Consider the following 21,607-nt stretch of genomic DNA (forward strand, 5'->3'; position numbering starts at 1 on the left):
TCTCGCGGTCGAATGCCGGTGGCCTGCCGCCTCGGCTGCCCCGGCGGAGCCGGTGTCCGCGCTGGTCTGCGGGGACGGGGATCACGGCCCGGATGCCGCGCTTGCGTAGGTGCTCGCGGATCGCGCGGGAGGAGTACGCCTTGTCGCCAGGACCCCATCCGGCCTGGTGCGGGGCCGGCCGCGCGGGCGGGGAACACGCAGGCGGGCCATGACCTCGGTGAAGGCGGGTGCGTCACCGGCCTGGCCTGCGGTGAGAACGAACGCCAGAGGCCAGCAGCAGGCGTCGGCGGCGAGGTGGATCTTCGTGGTCAGTCCGCCGCGGGACCGGCCGATGGCGTGGTCGGCGGTTTCGCCGGCCGGGGGCCCCTTTTTGCGGGCTCCGGCCGCGTGCTGGTGAGCCCGCACGATGGTGGTGCGACCACAGACTTTGCTTGTCACAAGCCGGGGATAGTTGGCAACAAGATCACCGACTGGCCTCAGGGTAATCGTACAAATGCTTCGCTGGCACGGCTCCGCTGACTGAGGACTGTGCGAGGAGGCGATGTCCTGCCGTGCTCACACGCCGACGACTGGCTGCGTCAATGTCCACCGCAAATCGTCAGACGCCTGGTCTTCACCCCAGCAATTCAGGACGTGTCTCCGCTTCAGGCGGTCGAGGGTGCCGTGGAGTGTTCGCGGTGTGGGAGCTGCCGGGGCTGTACGGCTGGTCGGGGCCCACTGTCGACATGGACGTCGACGAGGAGGAGACCCGGCAGAAGATGAGCCAGGAGCTGACCGACGTGCTCGACGCGGAGGCAGCAGGCTCCGTGCGGACCCATGTGGTGCACGGCAATGCCGTCGATGTCCTGTTGCGGGCCGCCGAAGGAGCCGAGGTCCTGGTGGTGGGCAGCCGGGGCAGGGGCGGGTTCGCGCGCGCTCTGCTCGGCTCTGTCAGCCAGCACGTGTCGCAGCATGCGAGCTGCCCGGTCGTGATCGTACGTTCTCCCAAGCAGTAGCCACAGGCCACGGACTGTGGGGGCCGGCTCACTGGAATGCCGCGTGAATCTCCTGCTCGGTTGCCTCGTGTGACACGAGCAGAAGTTCGTCGCCGGGAAGCAGCTGCACCTCGGGGCCCGGGACCGTGGGCCGGCCCTCGCGTACGACCGTGGCGACCACGGTGCCGGCGGGTAGTTCGATCTCGCCGAGCTTGTGTCCCGCTGCCCGGGATTCCTCGGTGATCGCGGTCTCTATGACCTCGACGCCCGCCTTGCTCAGCCGCAGCAGCGCCACCGTGTCCGTGGCACCGGTGGCGAGCGGAGCCGGACGCCGGGCCGAACCAGCAGGTAGACGAGCAGCTGAGCGATGGCCGGGATTGCCAGAGGAAGCCGGAGGCGGTACACCCCGACCGCAAGCCGGACCGGGGAAACCCGTTGCCCAATCAGAGCCGGACGACGATTGAGGCGATGTCGTTGCGGCCACCACTCGGGACGCCGAGGCGGGCCAGGACGGTGTCGGCGAGCTGTTCGGTGCCGAGCCGGGCGCACTCGGTCAGTCCCGGGCCCCAGGCCGGCCTGCCCTGCCCCCTGAACGGCACAGCCTCCGCAGGGCCGGCGCCATTACCCCTGTGAGCTCGGCCCCGTCGCATCAAGGGCGGCAGCGGCCTGGTCGGCGAGGGTGACGGCGACCAGTCGGGCTTGGAGATCAGGGTGGGCCTCTTGAGCGGGCGTGAGCATGAACCTGCCCTGGAATCGGCCGCCTGCGCTGGCCCGCAGTTCGATTTCTTGCTGAGGCCAGCCGCGCTGGTCGATGTCCCAGCGTTTGCGGCCGACGGTGACGCTGCCGTCTTGTTCCAGACGGGCGGGGTGGCCGAGGAGGGAGCCGTACTCGAACCGGCACCCCCGAAGTTGCAGCAGCTCGGTGAGTTGCCGCTTGACGTGATCGACCACCGCGTCGGCGGATCTGGTGGTCTGGGCGAGCTGGGCGGTGTCGTGGACACGGGCCAGGTAGTCGGCATCCGTGACGACGAGCACCTCCAGCCGCCGGGCGCGGGCGGCCAGCTGCGACACGGCCAGGCCCACCGCCAGCAGCAGGACGGCCGTGGTGATGTCCGCACCGCGTTTGATGCTGAAGCTTTGGTACGGACGGGTGAGGAAGAAGTCGAACCACGCGGCCGACGACAGGGCCGCCAGGGCGCCGGCGAGGCGGTTGCCGGCAACGGCGATCGCGACGACGGCCACGACCATGATCAGGGCCAGGTTCGTGCTCGACACACCGCCCCGGAACGGCACCAGGATGAGCGCCAAGAGCAGCGGACTGGTCACGGCTGCTGCCAGCGCGATGCGATCACGAAGCGGAAACCTGGTCACCGGCGTACCTCCCATCCCTTGCTTACCACGCTGCGTCCCTTATGTCCGTGTGGCCTCAGGAACCCTCGCCGTACGTGAGGAGGCCGGGGCACCCCCGCGATGACTTCTGCAACCGCGACCGACAGGGGGGCCATCAGTCGGGGACAGATCGCCGCCGCGCCCGCCGGAGCCCTACGCGGCCTGACCGGCCCGCCGGCTGATCGGCGGGCCGCCTGACGTCAATGACTCGTCAAGCAGATGCCCGAGCGCACCAAGAAGTCGATAATGGGGCTTGTTCGGCGAACTGTCGGGGTTTGTCCTGAATGGGCAGAGTTCTATCGACCTCACCTCGTCCCTGGACCCAACGCCGCAGGTCAGCCGTCCCTGCCTGTCATCGCTACGGGGGTGTTGCACATGCCGGATCTTGGATTCATCGTCCTCTCCATCGCCGTGTTCGCCCTGATCGGTGTGATCGCTAAGGGCGTGAGCCGACTGTGAGCCCGGACAACATCGTCGGCCTGGTCGTCGCCGTCTGCCTGGTGATCTACCTGATCCTGTGTCTGATCTTCCCCGAGAGGTTCTAGCTGCGTTCCGTACGGTGCGCAGCCGGAGAGGTTCTCCATGGACGCCACTCTCGCGGGCTGGCTGCAGATCATCGCCCTGGTCGGTGCGCTGGCCCTGACCTTCCGCCCGCTCGGCGACTACATGGCCCACGTCCTCACCTCCGCCCGGCACTGGCGGGCCGAGCGCCTGGTCTACCGGGTGGGCGGTGTGCAGGCGGACTCCGAGCAGACGTGGCCCGGCTATCTGCGCAGCGTGCTTGCGTTCTCGACGGTCTCGGTGCTGTTCCTCTACGGCTTCCTGCGGCTGCAGAGCCATCTGCTGCTGTCCCTCGGCACGAAGCCGGTCAGCCCCGACCTGTCGTTCAACACCGCCGCAGCCTTTGTCACCAACACCAACTGGCAGGCGTACTCGGGCGAGTCAGCCCTTGGCCATCTGGTGCAGATGGCGGGCCTGGCGGTACAGAACTTCGTCTCGGCGGCGGTCGGGATCGCCGTGGTGGCGGCACTGATCCGCGGGTTCTCCCGGAAGAAGACCGACCGGGTCGGCAACTTCTGGCAGGACCTCACCAGGGTCGTGCTGCGGGTACTGCTGCCGATCTCGGTGGTCATGGCGGTCGTGCTGGTCGCCGCGGGCACGGTCGAGAACTTCCACGGCTTCGAGTCGATCACCACCATCGCCGGACAGCACCAGTCCGTCCCCGGCGGCCCGGTCGCCTCCCAGGAAGCCATCAAGGAACTGGGCACCAACGGCGGCGGGTTCTACAACGCGAACTCCGCCCACCCCTTCGAGAACCCCGATCCGTTCACGAACTGGTTGGAGATCTATCTGCTGCTGGTGATCGGCTTCTCGCTGCCGCGGACCTTCGGAAAGATGGTCGGCGACAAGCGGCAGGGGTACGCCATCGTGGCCGTGATGGCGCTGATCTGGGCCGCCTCGGTGGCCGTTGTCACCGCCAACGAACTGCACAGCGTGAGCAGCTCGGCCGGACATGCGGCCGACGGGATGATGGAAGGCAAGGAGCAGCGGTTCGGGCTCTGGGCTTCCGCCCTGTTCGCCGTGTCCACAACCCTGACCTCCTGCGGAGCGGTCAACTCGTTCCACGACTCGTACACGCCGGGCGGCGGCGGTCTGACGATCTTCAACATGATGCTCGGCGAGATCGCACCGGGCGGCACCGGATCCGGCCTCTACGGCATCCTGGTCCTAGCCGTCGTGGCGGTCTTCATCGCCGGCCTCATGGTCGGCCGTACGCCGGAGTACCTGGGCAAGAAGCTGCGCGGCCGGGAAATGAAGTTCGCCTCGCTGTACATCCTCACCACCCCGGCGATCGTGCTGGCCGGCACCGGTGTCGCGATGGCGCTGCCGGGTGAGCGGGCGGCGATGCTCAACCACGGTCCGCACGGCTTTTCCGAGGTGCTGTACGCCTTCACCTCGGCCGCCAACAACAACGGCTCCGCGTTCGCCGGGCTGAGCGCGAACACCGTCTGGTACAACACCGCGCTCGGGCTGGCGATGCTGCTGGGCCGCTTTCTGCCGATGGTGTTCGTGCTGGCGCTGGCGGGCTCGCTGGCCCAGCAGCAGCCGGTGCCCGTGACCGCGGGCACCTTGCCCACCCATCGGCCGCAGTTCGTCGGCCTGCTGTCCGCCGTGATCCTCGTCGTCGTCGGCCTCACCTACCTGCCCGCGCTCGCGCTGGGGCCACTCGCGGAAGGGCTGCACTGATGCCCACCACCGGCGTGGAAGCCACGGCACCGACGGGTCCGCCGAGGACCGAACCGCATCGGGTCTCCGGGGGGATGCTGGAGCCCAGGCTGCTGCGCGCCTCGGTGCCAGGCGCGCTGCGCAAGCTCGACCCGCGCCTCATGGTCAGGAACCCCGTGATGTTCGTGGTCGAGATCGGAGCGGTGCTGACCACCCTGTCGGCGATCAAGGACCCGAGCGTCTTCGCCTGGGGCATCACCGTCTGGCTCTGGCTGACCGTGACCTTCGCCAACCTCTCCGAAGCGGTGGCGGAGGGACGCGGCAAGGCGCAGGCGGAGACACTTCGCCGGACGAAGAAGGACACCATGGCCCGCCGCGTCATCCGTGCCGGGCGGCCCGGGGCACCGGAGGTCACCGAAGAGGTCCTGGGCACCGATCTCCGGCTCGGCGATCAGGTCGTGGTCGAGGCGGGCGAGATCATCCCCGGTGACGGCGATGTGGTCGAGGGCATCGCGAGCGTGGACGAGTCGGCGATCACGGGCGAGTCGGCGCCGGTGATCCGCGAGTCGGGCGGCGACCGCTCCGCCGTGACGGGTGGGACGAAGGTGCTCTCCGACCGCATCCTGGTACGGATCACCTCGAAGCCCGGCGAGACCTTCATCGACCGCATGATCGCGCTGGTGGAGGGGGCGGACCGGCAGAAGACGCCTAACGAGATCGCGCTCAACATCGTCCTGGCCTCGCTGACCATCGTCTTCCTGATCGCCGTGGTGACCCTGCAGCCGTTCGCCGTCTTCGCCGGCGCCGAACAGTCCATCGTCATCCTCGTGGCGCTGGTCGTCGCCCTGATCCCGACCACGATCGGCGCGCTGCTGTCCGCGATCGGCATCGCGGGCATGGACCGGCTGGTGCAGCGCAATGTGCTGGCCATGTCCGGACGCGCCGTGGAAGCCGCGGGCGACGTCAACACCCTGCTGCTGGACAAGACCGGCACCATCACCCTCGGCAACCGGCAGGCCGCCGAGTTCCTGCCGGTCAGCGACGTCGACCTCGCAACACTCGCGGACGCCGCCCAGCTGTCCTCGATCGCCGACGAGACACCCGAGGGGCGCTCGATCGTGGTCCTCGCCAAGGAACGCCACGCCCTGCGCGCACGCACCGAGGGCGAGCTGGCGCACGCCGAGTTCGTCCCGTTCACCGCGCAGACCCGCATGTCGGGGGTGGACCTCACCGACGAACCCGACAGCCGTTGTCTCCGTAAGGGCGCGGCCACCGCGGTCATGCGCTGGGTCCGCGAACACGGCGGCCACCCCACCGACGAGGTCGGCCCGCTGGTCGACGGCATCTCCGCTACGGGCGGCACGCCGCTGGTCGTGGGCGAAGTGGTACGGCAAGCAGGGGCCGAGACCGCCCGAATCCTCGGAGTGATCCACCTCAAAGACGTCGTCAAGCACGGCATGCGCGAGCGTTTCGGCGAATTGCGCCGCATGGGCATCAAGACGGTCATGATCACGGGCGACAACCCGCTGACCGCGAAGGCGATCGCGCAGGAGGCCGGCGTGGACGACTTCCTCGCCGAGGCCACACCCGAGGACAAGATGGCCCTCATCAAACGGGAGCAGGCGGGCGGCAAACTGGTCGCGATGACCGGTGACGGCACCAACGACGCCCCGGCCCTGGCCCAGGCGGACGTCGGCGTGGCGATGAACACCGGTACGTCGGCCGCCAAGGAGGCCGGCAACATGGTCGACCTCGACTCCAACCCGACCAAGCTCATCGAGATCGTCGAGATCGGCAAGCAACTCCTGATCACCCGGGGATCGTTGACCACGTTCTCCATCGCCAACGACATCGCGAAGTACTTCGCGATCATCCCGGCGATGTTCGCCGGGGTCTACCCGGGCCTGCACCGTCTCAACATCATGGGCCTGCACAGCCCGACCTCGGCCATCTCCTCCGCGATCATCTTCAACGCACTGATCATCATCGCGCTGATCCCGCTCGCTCTGCGCGGCGTCCGCTACCGGCCCTCTTCCGCGGCCGCGCTGCTGAGCCGCAACATCTGGATCTACGGCCTCGGCGGCCTGGTGCTGCCCTTCCTCGGCATCAAGGCCATCGACCTCATCGTCCAGTTCGTCCCCGGACTGCACTGACCGACAAGGAAGGCGATCTTCGTGCTCGGCTCTCTCGCCCATGTGGTCCGCCATCACCTGGCGGCGCTGCGCATGCTGCTGGTCTTCACTCTGATCACCGGCATCGCCTATCCGCTGGCCGTCATTGGCATCGCCCAGGGCCTCTTTTCACACCAGGCCAACGGGTCCATGATCAAGGACAACGGACGCCCGGTCGCCTCCGCCCTCATCGGCCAGAACTTCGACCTACCGCTGCGCACGGGCCAGAACACGCCGGTGCCCGATCCCAGATGGTTCCAGCCCCGCCCGTCCGCGGCGGGTTCCGCCGGCTACGACCCGACCAGCTCCGGCGCCTCCAACCTGGGCCCCAACAACGCCACGCTGGTCAGGACGATCGCCGAGCGCCGTGCCGCCGTGGCCGCGTTCGACGGCGTCCGGCCGAGCAGCGTTCCCGCCGACGCGGTCACCGCCTCCGGCTCCGGCCTCGACCCTGACATCTCACCCGCGTACGCCTACGAGCAGGTGAACCGGGTGGCGAAGGCCCGCGGACTGGACCCGGCCGCGGTCCGCAGGCTCGTCGCCGCGCATGTCAGCGGCCGCCGGCTAGGTTTCCTCGGTCAGGAGGCTGTCAACGTCGTCCGGCTCAACCTCGACCTGGCAGCAATGAAGTGACAATCAGTCCTGATCGAGGGGCCGTCCGGCGCAAGGAGAGAGACAGAGATGAGACGACACGTGCTGGTCGTCGAACACGAGCCGCACCTGTTGCGTGCCCTGGACGTCAGCCTCACCGCGCAGAGCTACGCCGTCGCCACCGCGCCAGACGCAACCAGCGCGCTGCGCCTGGCCGCCGGCAAGCCGCCCGACGCGGTCATCGTCGACCTCGACGATCTCGACCCGCCGGACGCGGACGGCGCCGACCTCATCATCGGTCTGCGGTGCTGGTCGTCCACACCGGTCATCGTGCTCTCGGAGCACACCGGACCCAGCGACGTCGCCGAGGCGCTGGACGAAGGCGCCGACGACTACGTATCCAAGCCGTTCGCCATGGAGGAGCTGCTGGCCCGGTTGCGTGCCGTCCTGCGTCGTACGGACCGCGGTGGCGGGCCGCGGATGGTCAGCGTCGGTGACTACGCCGTCGACCTGACCGCCCGCACCGTGGTGAGTGCTGCGGGCCGTGGCGAACCCGTCCACCTCTCGCCCACGGAATGGCGGCTTCTCACCCCCCTGCTGCGCAATCCGGGCCGGCTGGTCACCGGCCATCAACTGCTCCGTGACATCTGGGGGCCGGGCCACGACGAGCATTCGAACTACCTCCGCATCTACATCTCGGGCCTTCGCCACAAACTCGAACCCGACCCGGCCCATCCGCGCTACCTGGTCACCGAGCCCGGCATGGGCTACCGCTTCGAACCCGGCGGAGACATGGCACGGTGAGCTTGGGGGACCCGGTCGCCGTCGATGTCCCGGCCGCCTGCCACGCTCGCCCGACGGTGACGAACGGACTCGCCGGCCTGCACCGGACCGCAGAACGGCGTGTCGCCGTCTACTGAGTGGCTTCGCCGCCCCGGCTGTGCTCGTGCCGGTCCTCATGGCCGCCACCACCGATGCGCCGCAGTTGCCGTGTCTCCTCCTCGATGCGGAGCTGGCCGGTGAACGCCCGCAGGAGCCGGGCGTCCTCGGCGCTCAGACGGGCGCCTGCCAGCGCGAGGGTTCGGCCGCCGGCCAGAGCGACGGTGAACCCCGCGTCTTCCGGGGCCGCCGGTGGGCAGGGACCTGCCGCCGCTTCGGCCTCCCATCCGCCGTCCGTCGGAAGCAGGAGTACGACACCCTCCAGATCGAAGGTGCGGCGCAGGGCGTCGACGAGGTCGGCGGGTGTCGCGGTCCCGGCCGCGAGCACGTCGGCCACCAGTCGGGCACGGTTCTCGGCCTCCGCCTGAGCCCGGGTCACCTGGAGCGCCCGTCTGGCCAGGCCGTCGACGAGGAGACAGACCGTGACGCCGACGACGGCGAAGACGAACAGGCCGACGAGATCGATCGGCCGGTCGACGCGCAGGCTGTAGTAGGGGCGGGTATAGAGGAAGTCGACGGCCAGAAAGCCGGTCACCGTCGCCAGGGCGGCCGGCCCGACACCGCCGACCAGGGCCGCCAGGACAACACTGAGGAGCGTGCAGAGCAGCGCTCCTGCCAGGCCGAGACTGCCTCGGACGGGCAGCAGCAGCGCCGTCACCGCCGCGGGAGCGAGCACGGACAGCGTCCAGCCGATCGCGGTACGCCGCACCGGCAGGGATACCCGCCTCCGGCGCACGGGGCGAACCAGGCGGGGCAGCCGGGCGGTCAACCGGTGTCTGGGCGGCCTGCGCGGCGGGATGACGTGGACCTCCACCGGTCCGGCCGCCCGGACGACCCGGTCGATCACCGAGCCGTACAGCATCTGGTAGCCATGACTGCGGCGGCTGGCGCCCAGGACCAGCTGGCTTGCGTGCTCCGCGCGCGTGAAGTCGAGGAGCGCACGGGCCACGTCCTCTCCGGCGACCCGGGCGTACCGTCCGCCGAGTTCCGCGAGCAGGCGGCGCTGGCCGTTCAGCCAGGGCGGGTCGGGCTCCTTCAGTCCACCGGGGTTGCGGACGTGGACGCCGACGAGTTCCGCTCCTGTTCCGGCCGCCAGTTGAGCGGCCCGGTGGAGGATTCGCTCGCTCTCCGCCTCGCCGGTGAGGGCGGCGATGATCCGCGAGCCGCGGCGGGTGGTCGGGGCGCCCGGGCCGGTGGCGTGGTCGTGGGCATGTTCGCGGATCCACTGATCCATCAGCTCGCGCAGTACCGTGATGTTGCCCGGGCGGAAGAACCCGGCCAGCGCCCACTCGGCTGTGCCGGGCGGGTAGATCCGTGTCAGCCGACGGCGCAGGGACTCGGGGTCCAGGTCGATGACATCGACTCGGTCGGCCGCATCGGCGACCGCGTCGGGAACCGTTTCGTGGACGGGCACACCGGTGAGCTCCTCCACCTGATCACTGAGGCTCCGCAGGTGCGCGACGTTCAGCGCGGAGACCACGTCCACACCCGCGTCCAGCAGTTCCTCGACGTCCTGCCACCTCTTGTCGTGGCGACTGCCGGGCGCATTGGCATGGGCCATTTCGTCGACCAGAACGGTCTGCGGGTGACGCGCCAGAATCGCCTGCACGTCCATTTCACCGAACCTGGCACCGCGGTGGGCGACCGGCTTGCGGGGTACGACCTCCAGGCCGTCCAGACCGGCCGTGGTGTCCTGGCGATCGTGGGTCTCGGCCAGCCCCACCACGACGTCATTCCCCAGTGCGGCCAGGCGGCGGCCTTCCGCCAGCAACGCACACGTCTTGCCGACCCCCGGGGCCGTACCCAGGTACAGATGCAACCGGCCGCGCATACCGTCACCGCCAGGAAGCGACTGCGAACGCGTTCACTTCGAGCATATGCAACCCCTGCGGCGGGATCCCGATGACTTGAGGCGTCGCTGGTGCCGGCAAGGGCTTGTCGGACGCACGGAACTCAATCCGCCACTCGACGCGCTGCTCTTCCGCTCGCGGCCGCCGCGGGCAGGCTCAGCACGGCGGTCAGGCCACCACCGGTCGTGGCTTCCCACCGCAGTTCGCCACCGATCAGCTGCGCGAGGTCCGCGCACAGGCGCGGCACCAGACCGGTGACCGGAATCGGGGCACCGACGGCCTCCCTTGCTTCGGCGTCGATGGGACCGTAGTCGGCCAGCCGGATCTCGACATGGCCGTCGGCCGTCCCCACGGCCACGGTGGGCGGCACGCCGTCGGCACTGCGGCGCAGTGCATGGGCCGCCAGATCGGTCACCACCCGCGTGAGTACCGTGGCGTCCGCGATCACGTCCGGGAGATCCTCGGTCATCTCCAGTGTCAGAGTGTGGCCGCCCGGGCCGAGATCGCCGAGGGCGACCACCATGACCTCGTCCAGGTCGACCGGTCGCAGATGCACGTCCAGGGCGCCGGCATGCACCCGGCTCAGGTCCAGCAGGTCGCCGACGAGCGCCCCGATCCGGCGGACGGCCTGCTCGGACCGATCGCACAGCGCGGCCCACTGCGCGTCGGTCGCGGGCGTGGGACGCTCCCGCAGCCGCTCCAGCACCCTCTGCGCCGCCGCGACCTCCGCCTCCAGGTCGCTCGCGGCAGCCTGCATCGCTTCCGCACGACGCCGGTCGGAGGCGGCCCGCACGCCCAGTGCCTCGGCCTGCCGGCGGCTGCGCCAGCTTTCCCAGGACGCCGCCACCTGAGCGGCGCAGCCATGCAGCAGGCGCCGGTCGTCCGCATCGAGAGGCCGGCCACGCGCGGCCAGCACCAGCTCATCGCTCACCGACACCACCACATCCGCCTGCTCCGGACGCTCGGGCGGACCGGCACCCGAACTGGCGGCGACGAACCACTCCCGGCTGTCCGGCCTGTCCCTCTGCAGCAGGCCGAGTGCCTCAAGGCCGAAGGTCGTACGGACGCGTTCCAACAGGGACGGCAGATCGTCCCGATCACGCAACGCCGAGGTCGCCAGTTCCGCGAATACTCCTGCCTCGGCGGAAGCCCGAGCATGGCGACGAGCATGCCGGGCCGACCGCTCGACGGCGACACTGATGGCGGCGGCCACGGCCAGGAAGACCACCAGGACGGCTGCGTCCCCGACACGTGCCATGGTGAGCGAGTGCATCGGCTGTACGAAGAAGTAGTCGGCCAGTACACCGGCGGCAAGGGCGGCGGCCAGCGCCGGGAAAAGGCCGCCCACCAGCGCGACGCCCACCACCGTCATCAGGTAGATCAGCAGCGCACCGGCCAGCCCGAACCCGCGTACGGCGGTCAGGAGCACGGTCAGCACGGGCAGCAGCACCACTGCCAGCGCCATCCCCCACCAGACGCGGACCCGCCCGAGACCACCTGTCAGCGCAGGCAGGGCCGGCATCTTGGCTCGCTCCCGGCGCTCGTGCGTCAGGACGTGCACGTCGAGGCCGCCCGCGTGCCGGGTCACCCGGGCCACCACACGGTCTCCAAGCAGCTCGTACAGCGGACGGTACGACCCGCCCAGCACGATCTGCGTGGCGTTCTCCGCACGCGCGAACTCCAACAACGCCTCGGCGACGTCCGCGTCCACCACCTGGTGGTAGCTGCCGCCCAGCGACTCCACCAGGGCCCGGTGCCCGGCCAGCACCATCGGATCGGCCTCCCCCCGGCCGTCGTCGCGCGCCACGTGCACCGCCAGCAGGTCACTGCCCGGGATCCGGGCCGTGATCCGCACCGCACGCCGGATCAGCGCCTCCTCATCGCGCTTGCCCGACAGCGCGACGACGATCCGCTCCTTCGTCTCCCACGGCGCGACGATGCCGTGCTCCGCGCGGTATCGCTGCAGCCCCTCCTCGACCCGGTCCGCCACCCACAGCAGCGCCAGCTCCCGCAGCGCGGTGAGGTTGCCCGGCCGGAAGTAGTGGGTGAGGGCCACCTCGACACGATCCGGCGGATAGACGTTGCCGTGGACCATACGGCGCCTGAGCGCCTCGGGGGTCATGTCGACCAGCTCCACCTGCTCGGCACGCCGCACCACCTCGTCCGGGATCGTCTCCGCCTGTCCGACCCCGGTGATCTCCCGCACCACGTCCGCCAGCGACACCAGGTGCTGGATGTTGAGCGTGCTCACCACGTCGATCCCCGCGTCCAGCAGCTCCTCGACGTCCTGCCACCGCTTCTCGTTACGGCAGCCCGGGACATTCGTGTGCGCCAGCTCGTCGACGAGGGCGACCTGCGGCCGGCGCGCCAGCACGGCGTCCAGGTCCATCTCCGTGAACTCGATTCCCCGGTACACCATCGTCCGACGCGGCACCAGCTCCAGTCCCTCGGCCATCTCTGTCGTCAACCGACGACCGTGCGGCTCAACCAGACCGATCACCACATCGGTGCCACGCCCCCTGCGTCGCTGCCCCTCGGCCAGCATCGCGTACGTCTTGCCCACCCCGGGAGCCGCACCCAGGTACACCCGCAGACGCCCTCGAGCCACCACCGACCACCTCCTGCCCCGCCCCTCAGCGCAGCCCAAGCCCGGCGGCAACCGGGAGCTGATCCACTGTCCATACTGCGACCGCTTGGGCGCGACTACCACGAGGGCCGCCCCAGACACGGGCGGCTTGCAGAGGGAAGGCACGGCGGCCGACCGGCTCACCATGAAGACCCTGTTGTGTCGACGTACCCGCGACGCCGACGTCGGTGACGACCGCAGGCTCCTACAGGGCAATCACTCCGCGCCGGTCGCCGCTGAGGGCCGGTCCACGCGGCCGAAACACGGATGCAGCACACATGGCGTGGATGGGGCATGGCAGTCTCGGCCAGCCGGTTCGTTCCGAGGCCGCCGGCGCCGCGGACGGCCAGTGCTGTCGAAGATCTTGACGTCGGCCCGTCGTCGAGTGCTGCGGGGCCGTAGAGGCTCGACCGGCGTTCGAGAAGTCGGCGAGTGCAGTGACACGGTGATGCCCTTCGGGGGTGGACCGGTCACTGGCGGGCGGCGGGGGCTTGCGGGTGCGGCAGTCGGGTGATGGTGCTGAACCGTGCTGCGCGGCGGCGTAGGTGCCGGTGACCGGGGGCCGGTTGCGGGCGCGCCGGTGCACGCGCGGTCCGGTAGAAGATCCGCTTGGCGAACTCGACGAGGAGCAGGTAGACGACGACCATGGCGGCCACGGCGGCGAAGAAGCCGGCCGGGAGCAGTTGGAAGCCGAGGACACGGGCCAGTGGGGTGGCAGGCAGGGTGGCACCGAGGGCGACGACACCCAGCGCCGTGAGTGTGAGGGGCAGGCTCGGGCGGCTGTGCCAGAAGGGGACGCGACGGGTGCGGATGGCGAAGACGACCAGGGTTTGTGTGGCGAGGGACTCCACGAACCAGCCGGTGTGGAACTGGGCGGCGTCAGCGTGGAAGACGCCCAGCATCACGGCGAAGGTGACGAAGTCGAACAGGGAGCTGATCGGTCCGAAGCAGATCATGAAGCGCCGGATGAAGGCGATGTCCCAGTGCGCGGGCCGCCGCACCTGCTCCTCGTCGACCTGGTCGGTGGGGATGGCGAGCTGGCTGGTGTCGTACAACAGGTTGTTGAGCAGGATCTGGGACGGCAGCATCGGCAGGAAGGGCAGAAACAGCGAGGCACCGGCCGCGCTGAACATGTTGCCGAAATTGCTGGACGTGCCCATCAGGACGTACTTGATGGTGTTGGCGAAGATGCGTCGCCCCTCGGCGACCCCGTCCGCCAAAACCCCGAGGTCCTTCTCCAGCAGGATCACGTCGGCCGCGTCCTTGGCCACGTCGGTGGCCGAGTCCACCGAGATGCCCACGTCGGCGGCGTGCAGCGCGAGGGCGTCGTTGACGCCGTCGCCGAGGAAGGCGGCGTCGCCACCGGTCTTCCGCTGGATCCGCACGATGCGCGCCTTGTGCTCGGGGCTGACCCGGGCGAAGACGGTGGTGTCGCGGATAGCTGTGGTGAGTTGCTCGTCGTCCATGGCGTCCAGGTCGTTCCCCGTCAGCACCGCGGCGTCGGTCAGCCCCAGGTCGTGGCAGACCTTGGCGGCGACCGCGGGGTTGTCCCCGGTGACGATCTTCGTCGTGATGCCGAGCGCACCCAGCCGCGCCAGAGCCTCGGCCGCGTCGTGTTTGGGCGGGTCGCGGAAGACCAGCAGGCCGGTCAGGCGGAGGCCCCGCTCGTCGAGGGCACTGATTGCGGTTGCGGGGTGGGCAGGGCGGGTCGCCACCGCGACGACTCGGTTCCCGGCAGCGAACTCGGCGTCCAGCACCTCGCGGACCGGCTCGGGGACCTCTGCGCAGCGTTCCAGTACCGTCTCCGGGGCTCCCTTGGTGATGAGCAGGGTGTCACCGGCGGGATCGGTGACGGTGACGGAGACCATCCGCCGCTCATGGTCGAAGGGCAGGACGCCGGTCCGCGTCCAGCCGCTCAGCGACGAGCGCTGGGCGGCCGCGGCCGGTGAGTCCCACAGAGCGTCGTCGAGCGGGTTTCCGCCCACAGGCCGGCCCCGGTCGTCCACGTCCGTCTCAGTGCACAACAGGCCGAGGCGCAGCACTTCTTCCGCGAAGGTACCGGCGACGGGTACGGCCCGTATGAAGTCGATGCGTCCCTGGGTGAGGGTTCCGGTCTTGTCGGTGAACAGTACATCGACGTCGCCGAGGTCCTCGATACACACCAGCCGTTTGACCAGCACCTTGCGCCGGCTCATCCGCCGGGAGCCCGCGGCGAGGCTGGTGGAGACGACCGCGGGCAGCAGCTGCGGGGTGATGCCGACCGCGATGGCCAGGGAGAACAGCAGGGCGTCGATCAGAGGCTTGTGCAGTGCGACGTTGATGATGAAGATCGACGTGGTCAGTGCCCCGGCGACGTAGACCAGGAGCATGGAGAAGCGGCGCAGCCCCACCTGGAACTCGGTCTCCAGCTGGTGTCCGCTCAGTCCGGCGGCAATCTTCCCGAACTCGGCTTCGGCGCCGGTGGCGACCACGACGCCACGACCGCTTCCACAGTGCACCACGGTGCCCATCAGGGCGCAGCCGGTCAGATCCGCCAGCGGCGTGCCGGGCGGCACAGCAGCGGTGTCCTTCGCGACCGGCAGTGACTCACCGGTCAGCACCGACTCGCTGCACTCCAGCCCCGCGGTCACAAGCAACCGCAGATCCGCGGGCACGATGTCGCCGAGCCGCAACTCGACCACATCACCTGGGACCAGGGCGATGACCTCCACCTCCTGTGGTCGCCCGTCGCGCAGCACGACCGCCCGGTGCCGGATCTTCGCGTGCAGCGACTGGGCGGTCTTCTCCGCCCGGAACTCGTTGACGAAACCCAGACCGACGGAGAGCGCCACGATCACCCCGATGATCACCGCGTCGCTGCGCTCCCCGACGAAGTACGACACCACGGCCGCGGCCAGCAGCAGGCCGAGCAGCGGGGACCGCACCTGATGCCACAGCACCAGCCACGCCCGGGCCCGGTGGGAGTGGACGGCGTTCGGTCCCCAGCGCTTCAGCCGTCGTGCTGCCTCCTCCGACGAGAGGCCGGCGGCGGTCACCTCGAGATCACGGAGCACCTGCGCAGTGGGCAGGGCGGCCGCCGCGACGGCCCGCCCCCCGGCCGCCGGCCTCGCCTCGACAGCAGTCACCATCAACGACCACCGCCCGGGCTGTTGCCCTCCCGCATAGGGGCACGCGTCGACACAGAGCCGGACGAACGTCCCGCGGTGCCGAGCAAGCCGGGGGACGGCCCGGTGCACGGACTGTCTGGCAGTGGCCTCACACTCCCACCTTCCACCCTTCGCCGCTCACGGCCCCATGGGTCAATCGGGCCCGGTCTGGGGGACGTGCTGCCCATCGTGCGGTGTGCTCCGGTCAGTCGGTGTGACGGCCACGAGACCGCCCGACGAGTGAGGCAGCCCGCTGGATGACGGCCCAGCCCGGCGGTTGCCATCCCATGCGCGCGACGCCCGGCCGATGGCGGGGAACCCATACCCGCAGCGTCCGGGGACTGATCCGGCACCGCACGGGAGTCCGCAGGGTGACGGCCTCGCCGTCCAGCCCGACGGGGACGACCGGTGCATCGGCGTGGATGACGACATCGTCGGGTGTCGCCAGTCGGGCCAGTCCGTGCATCTGCCCGCTTCGCAGCCTGGCGGCCGTTTCGGCGGGTGTCTCCGCCCTGGCGGCCAGTACTCCCAGAAGCCCGGAGTCGAGCTGCGCACGCCTGTCGAGCCCGGCGGGGTCGTCGATCTGGTAAGGGTTGTTGCTCACCAGCACGGCGTCCGGCCGGTCCACGGTGAGCAGCCCGGCACGTACCACCAGCTCCGGCCCTTGGTGACGGGCCAGGAATTCCGGGAGGATCCGTACCATCGTGCCGATCTTGTCCTCCCGGTAGGCCGGGTCCTGCACCAGGGCGGCATACGCTCCGAACGACACGTTGTTGACGAACGCCCGCTCGCCGGCGTAGCCGAGATCCACGCGCAGCTCCACGCCGTCCGTCAGGGCCTCCAGTGCGGCCGAAGGGTCCTCACGGTCCAGGCCGAGATCCATCGCGAAGTGGTTGCGTGTGCCCACCGGAACGACGACGAAAGGCAGGCCGCTTTCCGCGGCCACCTCGGCGACAAGTGCCTGGGTGCCGTCTCCGCCGGCCACCCCGAGCAGATCCGCACCGTCATCCACCGCGCGTCGGGCGACAGCCGCCAGGTCCTGGGGCAGGGAATGATCGATCAGAAAGACCTGAGCCCCGAACGCCCGGGCCCGCTCCGCGATCCGGAACCGGCTCGCTTTCCCTCCGCCCGAACGCGGATTCACGATCAGATAGGGCCGCCGCGCGCCGGTCGCAGGTCGCGACGCGTTCTCGGTCACGGCACATGCCCAGAAGCCGCGTGCATCAGCCTGGCGCACGTCACTGGCGACAGCAGGACTGCCACGATCACGCCCGCAGATGGCGGGGGCGTCCCCCACCGGGCCGACGCTCCGGCGATCGCACCTGCGCCCACCGCCACCATGACACTCCTTCGACAGTCGCGGCCTACGGCACCAGCTTGCAGCTCGGCCCGCACATCCGCACTTGGGCCGTATGTGGTCGACAGGCCATCGCCTTGAGGTTCATCACGCCCTGGCGCCCAGGCAGCACTGACTCCCGGGGTGTGTCCGGTGGGTTGCGTTGGTGCACAGCCCTGTCACGCGGCCGTCGGTCGATATCTGGGCGCGCTGGGAGGAGATGACTTCGGTGCCCGGCGCAGCGACGTGGGCGCTTGGGGCCCTGGGTGACCTCGGCTCGATGAAGCCGAAACCCTTATCCGGGTTGAACCACTTGACGGTGTCCTGTGCCACGCCTTGCTCCTGCTGTGTCGTACCCGTGTCGGCGGTGCCGTTGTCGCCTCACGCCTCCGTCAGGCGAGCGGCCGACACGCCTGCTCTTCGGGACGGTTGCTCCGGGTCGTTCGTGAGCACGACGGACCGTGACAGAGAACGGCAGGACTCCCGGCCAGCCCAACAGTCGCACTCCAGCGGCTCCAGAGCCGGCCCGAACGTGCACTCCGGAGACCGCCGTCTCACACCACTTCCGACCCTTGGAGTAGAAGGCGAACACACTTCCTTTGACCGCGACGCGTCGGGTGGTATGGGGGAGGTGGTGGGCAGGACGTCGCAGGGGGGACGAGCTTCGGGTACCCGCCGGGCACGCGGCGCCGGTAGGTCGCGGGAGGCTCGCCGAGCGGCGCTACGGCGTCGCGGCTCGACTCGCTGGGGTTCGTCGCGACCTCGGTCCTGTCCTCCCAGAGTCCCAGGGGAACGGCGGCACCGGGTCGGAGTTCCGCCGCAGGCGCCTGTCGCGGGCATCGCTGGACGGTTCTTCTGCCGTGCCTGCCAGACCTGCGGCCGTTCACCGCCGCCGCTGCCTACCGCCCCGCCACCACACCCGGCCACCTCGGCGGAGACTGGTACGACGCGCTCCTCGTCCCTGACCGAGCCTGCGCAGCTGTCATCGGCGACGTAGTCGGCCATGACCTTCATGCCGCTGCCGCCATGGCCCAGATCCGCAACATGCTGCGCGCGCTGCTCTACGACCAGCGCACTTCTTCCAGCGCCGTGCTCGCCCATCTCGACCGGGCCCTTGCCGCGATCACTGACCTGCCCGTCACCACCGCATGCCTGGCTCGAATGGAACCCGCCCGGCGGGGCGCCTGGAGACTCTGCTGGAGCAGCGCGGGTCACCCACCACCCCTGCTGCTCACCCCCGACCACCGAGCTCGCTACTTGCATGCCGACCCGGACCTGCCCCTGGGTGTCGATATCGCACAGCCCCGCAACGACCACACCCACCCCGTCCCGCCCGGTGCCACCGTCATCTTCTTCACCGACGGGCTCATCGAGCACCCAGCACACCCCATCGACACAGGACTGGAACGCTTGGCCATGCTGGCCGCCCGAGGTGCCGCCCTGCCCCTGCAGGACCTCGTCCAAGGGCTGGCCGACCGCCACCCCAGCGACGGCCACGACGACATGGCCATCCTCGCCCTCCGCGCACCTGACGAGACAGCCGGCGCGTGATGGGTTGCCGTCTCCTTGTCATGCTGTGCGCGGGTCGACCAAGGCTTACGCGGGCGGCTTGGCCGTCCAGGTCGCGCAGGGGCTGCGCAGCGCTTCTGGGGTTGTCTTCATGGATGTTTCCAGAACGGTCAGCCGGTGTGCCGGGTTCCTGAGATTCGCGCCCATGACGGTGAGGTCCTCCGGCCCGGGAACGATGAGCCGCACGTGGGTGCCGCCTGCTCGCACGATGTCCGCTTCGTGCAGCATCCGCCGGGTCGCGATCCGGCGCAGGCGCCGCTCCACCCTGGCGGGAAGGCCGTGCGGGCGGTCCATCCGACGGGCGCAGGTCGGCGCCAACACGATCACCTCTTCAAGGCCCTCGCCGGCCAACAGATCGAGATTGGTGTCCGACCAGGCACAGCCGTCCACCAGCCGGTGCTCATCGATCTGTACGGGCGTGAACCACGCGGGAATGGCGCAGGAGGCCGTGACCGCTGAGGCGAGGTCGGCGGGAGGCGCGCCCGGCGTCCCGAACAGCGCGCGGGTACCGCTGTCGAGGCCCACCGCGACCACGCGCAGGGCGGGTTTGTCGGGCCAGTCGTCGACTGCGTCGAGCGGGCGGATCAGCTCGCGGATACCGTCCAGACTTCCCCGGACGGGTGGCGCGCAAGCGGCGCGCAGCATGGTGAACGGCAGATGGTGCGGATGCCTGGCCAGATCGCCGAGCAGTTTCAGCGAGCCGATCCCCGGCCTGGGAGCGTGCGGCCGTGCGCCACCCACCCAGGTGTCGTAGTCCACGAGGACTCCGCTCGCAGGGCCGGACGCCACCGCGACGCCCCGTTGATGGTCGCGCAGATCAGCTGGGCGCAACCCGATCGCCAGCATGGAACCCACGATGGCTCCCGCGGAGGTGCCCAAAATGACCTCCGCAGTAGGCGTATCCCAGTCGTGGGTTTCCTCCAGGGCACACAGCGCGCCGATCACCCACGCTGCCCCATGACTCCCGCCGGCCCGAGCACCAGACCCCTGCGCCCGCCTGACCAGGGCCCACAGTCTTCCCGGTCTTCATGACCTGTCCGGCATGGCGTCATCTCCAGCTGCCACCTCTCACACATCTGCCACCGAACCCCCAAGGCCACTCGGCCCACGTCTTGCTTGATGCCGCCGAGGGAGCTGAGCTGCTGATCATGGGCAGACCAAAGCACGTCCGGCCATGTGACTCCAACAGCGTCATCGCGTTCGAGCTGGGACGCCGCCCTGTGCCTGGATCGCGGTGATGGCGACGGTGCTTCCGATGTCCTGGACGAGGGCGCCGCGCGACAGGTCGTTGACCGGTTTGCGCAGCCCCTGCAGCACCGGTCCGACGGCGATTGCGCCGGCCGAGCGCTGAACGGCCTTGTAGGTGTTGAGGTCCGGGAAGACCAGCACGGTGGCGCGGCCGGCGACCTTCGATCCGGGCAACTTCGTCGCCGCGACCACGGCGTCCACCGCAGCGTCGTACTTGATCGGGCCCTCCACCGGCAGATCAGGACGGCGCTCGCGGACCATCTCGATCGCGGCACGCACCTTGTCGACATCCGCAACCTGCCCTGAAGCTCCGGTGGAGTAGGAGAGCATCGCCACCCTCGGCTCGACGTGGAACTGAGCGGCGGTCTGCGCTGACTGCAGGGCGATGTCGGCCAGCTGTTCGGCGTTCGGGTCGGGGTTGACCGCACAGTCGCCGTACACCAGTACCTGGTCCGGCAGGCACATGAAGAAGACCGAGGAGACGATGGAGACGCCTGGCGGGGTTTTGATCACCTCGAACGCGGGCCGGATGGTCGACGCCGTGGAATGCGCCGCCCCCGAGACCATGCAGTCAGCGAGGCCCTCGTGCACCATCAGCGTGCCGAAGTACGCGCCCTCCACGACCACGTCGTGCGCCAGCTCGACGGTCATGCCCTTGTGGGCGCGGAGCTTGGCATAGACCTCGGCGAAGTCCTCGTGCAGCGGCGAGGTCTGCGGGTCGATGATCCGGCATAGGGCCCCCATGTGTACGCCCGCTGCCGGATCATCGCCGTCCAAGCCGAGACTCAGGCCCAGATCGGAAGCCCGTCTGCGGACCGAGCTTTCGTCGCCCAGAAGCGAGCCGTTGATGCCGGCCGATCCAGTCCGTGGCCGGCGGTGGGCCGACCACCGTCGCACCCTTGAGGCCATCGCGCGGAAGCACCGCACCAACCCCCCTGCCGGGACCTCCCCGCCGAACTCGGTCCGTTCCAGACCGCCCACAAACGGCTGATCAGGTGGGCCGTCCACGGCACCTGGGAGATGTTCCTCGCCGCTGTCCTGTCGGCGGCGGACGCCGCCGACGACATCCGACTGGACGGTGTCGGTCGACTCCACGGCCATCCGGCCCACCAGCACGCCGCCGGGGCGCGTAAAAGGGGGCGGCCCGCTCCGGGGAACCAGCCGACCACGCTCTCGGACGCTCCCGCGGCGGACTGAGCACGAAAGTTCACTTGGCCGAAGACGGCGGGGCACGGCCTCTAGGCTTCACCATCACCACAGGTCAGGCTGGTGACGCACCCGCCTTTGAGACCGTGATGTCCCGCATCCGCGTGCCCCGCACCGGCCCCGGAAGACCGCGAACCCGGCCCCTCGCCGTGCCGGCTGACCGGGCCTACTCCTCCCGCGCCATCCGCTGTCACCTCCGGCGGCGGGGAATCCGAGCTGTCATCCCGCAGCCTTCCGACCAGATCGGCCACCGCCTGCGGCGGGGCCGCCACGGCGGCCGCCCACCCGGCTTCGACGCGGACGCCTACAAGCAGCGCAACGCCGTCGAGCGGTGCG

Annotated in this window: 15 protein-coding genes and 3 pseudogenes; 8 read left to right on the forward strand and 10 right to left on the reverse strand. The window is 69.8% G+C overall.

The features are described 5' to 3' along the window. Positions 1-414 (reverse strand): annotated as a pseudogene (locus H5J33_RS37135) (transposase); the annotation flags it as partial. A 263-nt stretch (positions 415-677) separates the two neighbouring features. Here H5J33_RS37135 and H5J33_RS03725 point away from each other — a divergent pair. Then, positions 678-995: a universal stress protein gene (locus H5J33_RS03725; RefSeq protein WP_309485305.1), complete on the forward strand. Its 318-nt coding sequence runs from the start codon at positions 678-680 to the stop codon at positions 993-995. 28 nt (positions 996-1,023) lie between these two features. Here the strand turns inward: H5J33_RS03725 and H5J33_RS03730 are convergent, their stop codons facing one another. The 3 genes from H5J33_RS03730 to H5J33_RS03740 all read right to left on the reverse strand — a co-directional run bounded on the left by H5J33_RS03730 (position 1,024) and on the right by H5J33_RS03740 (position 2,360). Next, positions 1,024-1,269 (reverse strand): TrkA C-terminal domain-containing protein, encoded by a 246-nt coding sequence (locus H5J33_RS03730; RefSeq protein WP_309485306.1) that lies wholly within the window; start codon positions 1,267-1,269, stop codon positions 1,024-1,026. 148 nt (positions 1,270-1,417) lie between these two features. Next, positions 1,418-1,573: a hypothetical protein gene (locus H5J33_RS03735; protein WP_181793355.1), complete on the reverse strand. Its 156-nt coding sequence runs from the start codon at positions 1,571-1,573 to the stop codon at positions 1,418-1,420. A 22-nt stretch (positions 1,574-1,595) separates the two neighbouring features. Beyond that, the gene (locus tag H5J33_RS03740; RefSeq protein ID WP_181793342.1) at positions 1,596-2,360 is read right to left on the reverse strand and encodes a DUF4118 domain-containing protein; all 765 of its coding nucleotides are present in this window, start codon (positions 2,358-2,360) and stop codon (positions 1,596-1,598) included. A 458-nt stretch (positions 2,361-2,818) separates the two neighbouring features. Here H5J33_RS03740 and kdpF point away from each other — a divergent pair, with 458 nt between their 5' ends. Genes kdpF through H5J33_RS03765 form a run of 5 tightly spaced genes read left to right on the forward strand, consistent with a single transcriptional unit; the run spans position 2,819 to position 8,155 of the window. After that, positions 2,819-2,908: a K(+)-transporting ATPase subunit F gene (gene kdpF, locus H5J33_RS03745; RefSeq protein ID WP_181793343.1), complete on the forward strand. Its 90-nt coding sequence runs from the start codon at positions 2,819-2,821 to the stop codon at positions 2,906-2,908. A gap of 37 nt (positions 2,909-2,945) precedes the next feature. Continuing rightward, positions 2,946-4,610 carry a potassium-transporting ATPase subunit KdpA gene (gene kdpA / locus H5J33_RS03750; RefSeq protein WP_181793344.1) on the forward strand — a complete coding sequence of 555 codons (1,665 nt, stop codon included), beginning with the start codon at positions 2,946-2,948 and terminating at the stop codon, positions 4,608-4,610. After that, entirely contained in the window at positions 4,610-6,742 is a 2,133-nt protein-coding gene (kdpB, locus tag H5J33_RS03755; protein WP_181793345.1) for a potassium-transporting ATPase subunit KdpB, read from the forward strand. The genes kdpA and kdpB overlap by 1 nt, the downstream gene beginning before the upstream one ends. 21 nt (positions 6,743-6,763) lie before the next feature. Further along, positions 6,764-7,393 (forward strand): potassium-transporting ATPase subunit KdpC, encoded by a 630-nt coding sequence (gene kdpC, locus H5J33_RS03760; protein WP_181793346.1) that lies wholly within the window; start codon positions 6,764-6,766, stop codon positions 7,391-7,393. Between the two features lie 48 nt (positions 7,394-7,441). Beyond that, positions 7,442-8,155 carry a winged helix-turn-helix domain-containing protein gene (locus tag H5J33_RS03765; RefSeq protein WP_181793347.1) on the forward strand — a complete coding sequence of 238 codons (714 nt, stop codon included), beginning with the start codon at positions 7,442-7,444 and terminating at the stop codon, positions 8,153-8,155. Positions 8,156-8,264: 109 nt separating this feature from the next. Here the strand turns inward: H5J33_RS03765 and H5J33_RS03770 are convergent, their stop codons facing one another. The 4 genes from H5J33_RS03770 to H5J33_RS03785 all read right to left on the reverse strand — a co-directional run bounded on the left by H5J33_RS03770 (position 8,265) and on the right by H5J33_RS03785 (position 17,110). Further along, the gene (locus H5J33_RS03770) at positions 8,265-10,109 is read right to left on the reverse strand and encodes a DUF4118 domain-containing protein (protein ID WP_181793348.1); all 1,845 of its coding nucleotides are present in this window, start codon (positions 10,107-10,109) and stop codon (positions 8,265-8,267) included. 134 nt (positions 10,110-10,243) lie between these two features. Then, positions 10,244-12,751: a DUF4118 domain-containing protein gene (locus tag H5J33_RS03775; protein ID WP_309485307.1), complete on the reverse strand. Its 2,508-nt coding sequence runs from the start codon at positions 12,749-12,751 to the stop codon at positions 10,244-10,246. Positions 12,752-13,236: 485 nt separating this feature from the next. Beyond that, positions 13,237-15,894 (reverse strand): magnesium-translocating P-type ATPase, encoded by a 2,658-nt coding sequence (mgtA, locus tag H5J33_RS03780; RefSeq protein WP_181793350.1) that lies wholly within the window; start codon positions 15,892-15,894, stop codon positions 13,237-13,239. Positions 15,895-16,117: 223 nt separating this feature from the next. After that, a complete protein-coding gene (locus H5J33_RS03785) occupies positions 16,118-17,110 on the reverse strand; it encodes a diacylglycerol kinase family protein (RefSeq protein ID WP_309485308.1) in 993 nt (330 codons plus the stop codon). Between the two features lie 1,011 nt (positions 17,111-18,121). Between H5J33_RS03785 and H5J33_RS03795 the strand changes: the two genes are divergently transcribed. Then, positions 18,122-18,799, forward strand: coding sequence for a PP2C family protein-serine/threonine phosphatase (locus H5J33_RS03795; RefSeq protein WP_309485309.1), 678 nt, complete (start codon positions 18,122-18,124; stop codon positions 18,797-18,799). A 45-nt stretch (positions 18,800-18,844) separates the two neighbouring features. On the opposite strand, the gene H5J33_RS03800 is transcribed toward H5J33_RS03795, so the two are convergent. Further along, a complete protein-coding gene (locus H5J33_RS03800) occupies positions 18,845-19,831 on the reverse strand; it encodes a patatin-like phospholipase family protein (RefSeq protein ID WP_309485310.1) in 987 nt (328 codons plus the stop codon). A gap of 177 nt (positions 19,832-20,008) precedes the next feature. After that, positions 20,009-20,905 (reverse strand): annotated as a pseudogene (pta, locus tag H5J33_RS03805) (phosphate acetyltransferase); the annotation flags it as partial. A gap of 7 nt (positions 20,906-20,912) precedes the next feature. On the opposite strand from pta, the pseudogene H5J33_RS03810 reads away from it, so the two are divergent. After that, positions 20,913-21,607, forward strand: a pseudogene (locus H5J33_RS03810) (IS5 family transposase); the annotation flags it as partial.

This window comes from Streptomyces sp. WELS2 (assembly GCF_013870595.1).
Classification (GTDB): Bacteria; Actinomycetota; Actinomycetes; order Streptomycetales; family Streptomycetaceae; genus Streptomyces.

What these genes read in the sequence shown, in the direction of transcription:
- mgtA (WP_181793350.1), bottom strand. Translation starts at nt 15,894, where the DNA reads ATGGTGACTGCTGTCGAGGCGAGGCCGGCGGCCGGGGGGCGGGCCGTC.
- kdpB (WP_181793345.1), top strand. Translation starts at nt 4,610, where the DNA reads ATGCCCACCACCGGCGTGGAAGCCACGGCACCGACGGGTCCGCCGAGG.
- H5J33_RS03765 (WP_181793347.1), top strand. Translation starts at nt 7,442, where the DNA reads ATGAGACGACACGTGCTGGTCGTCGAACACGAGCCGCACCTGTTGCGT.
- kdpA (WP_181793344.1), top strand. Translation starts at nt 2,946, where the DNA reads ATGGACGCCACTCTCGCGGGCTGGCTGCAGATCATCGCCCTGGTCGGT.
- H5J33_RS03740 (WP_181793342.1), bottom strand. Translation starts at nt 2,360, where the DNA reads ATGGGAGGTACGCCGGTGACCAGGTTTCCGCTTCGTGATCGCATCGCG.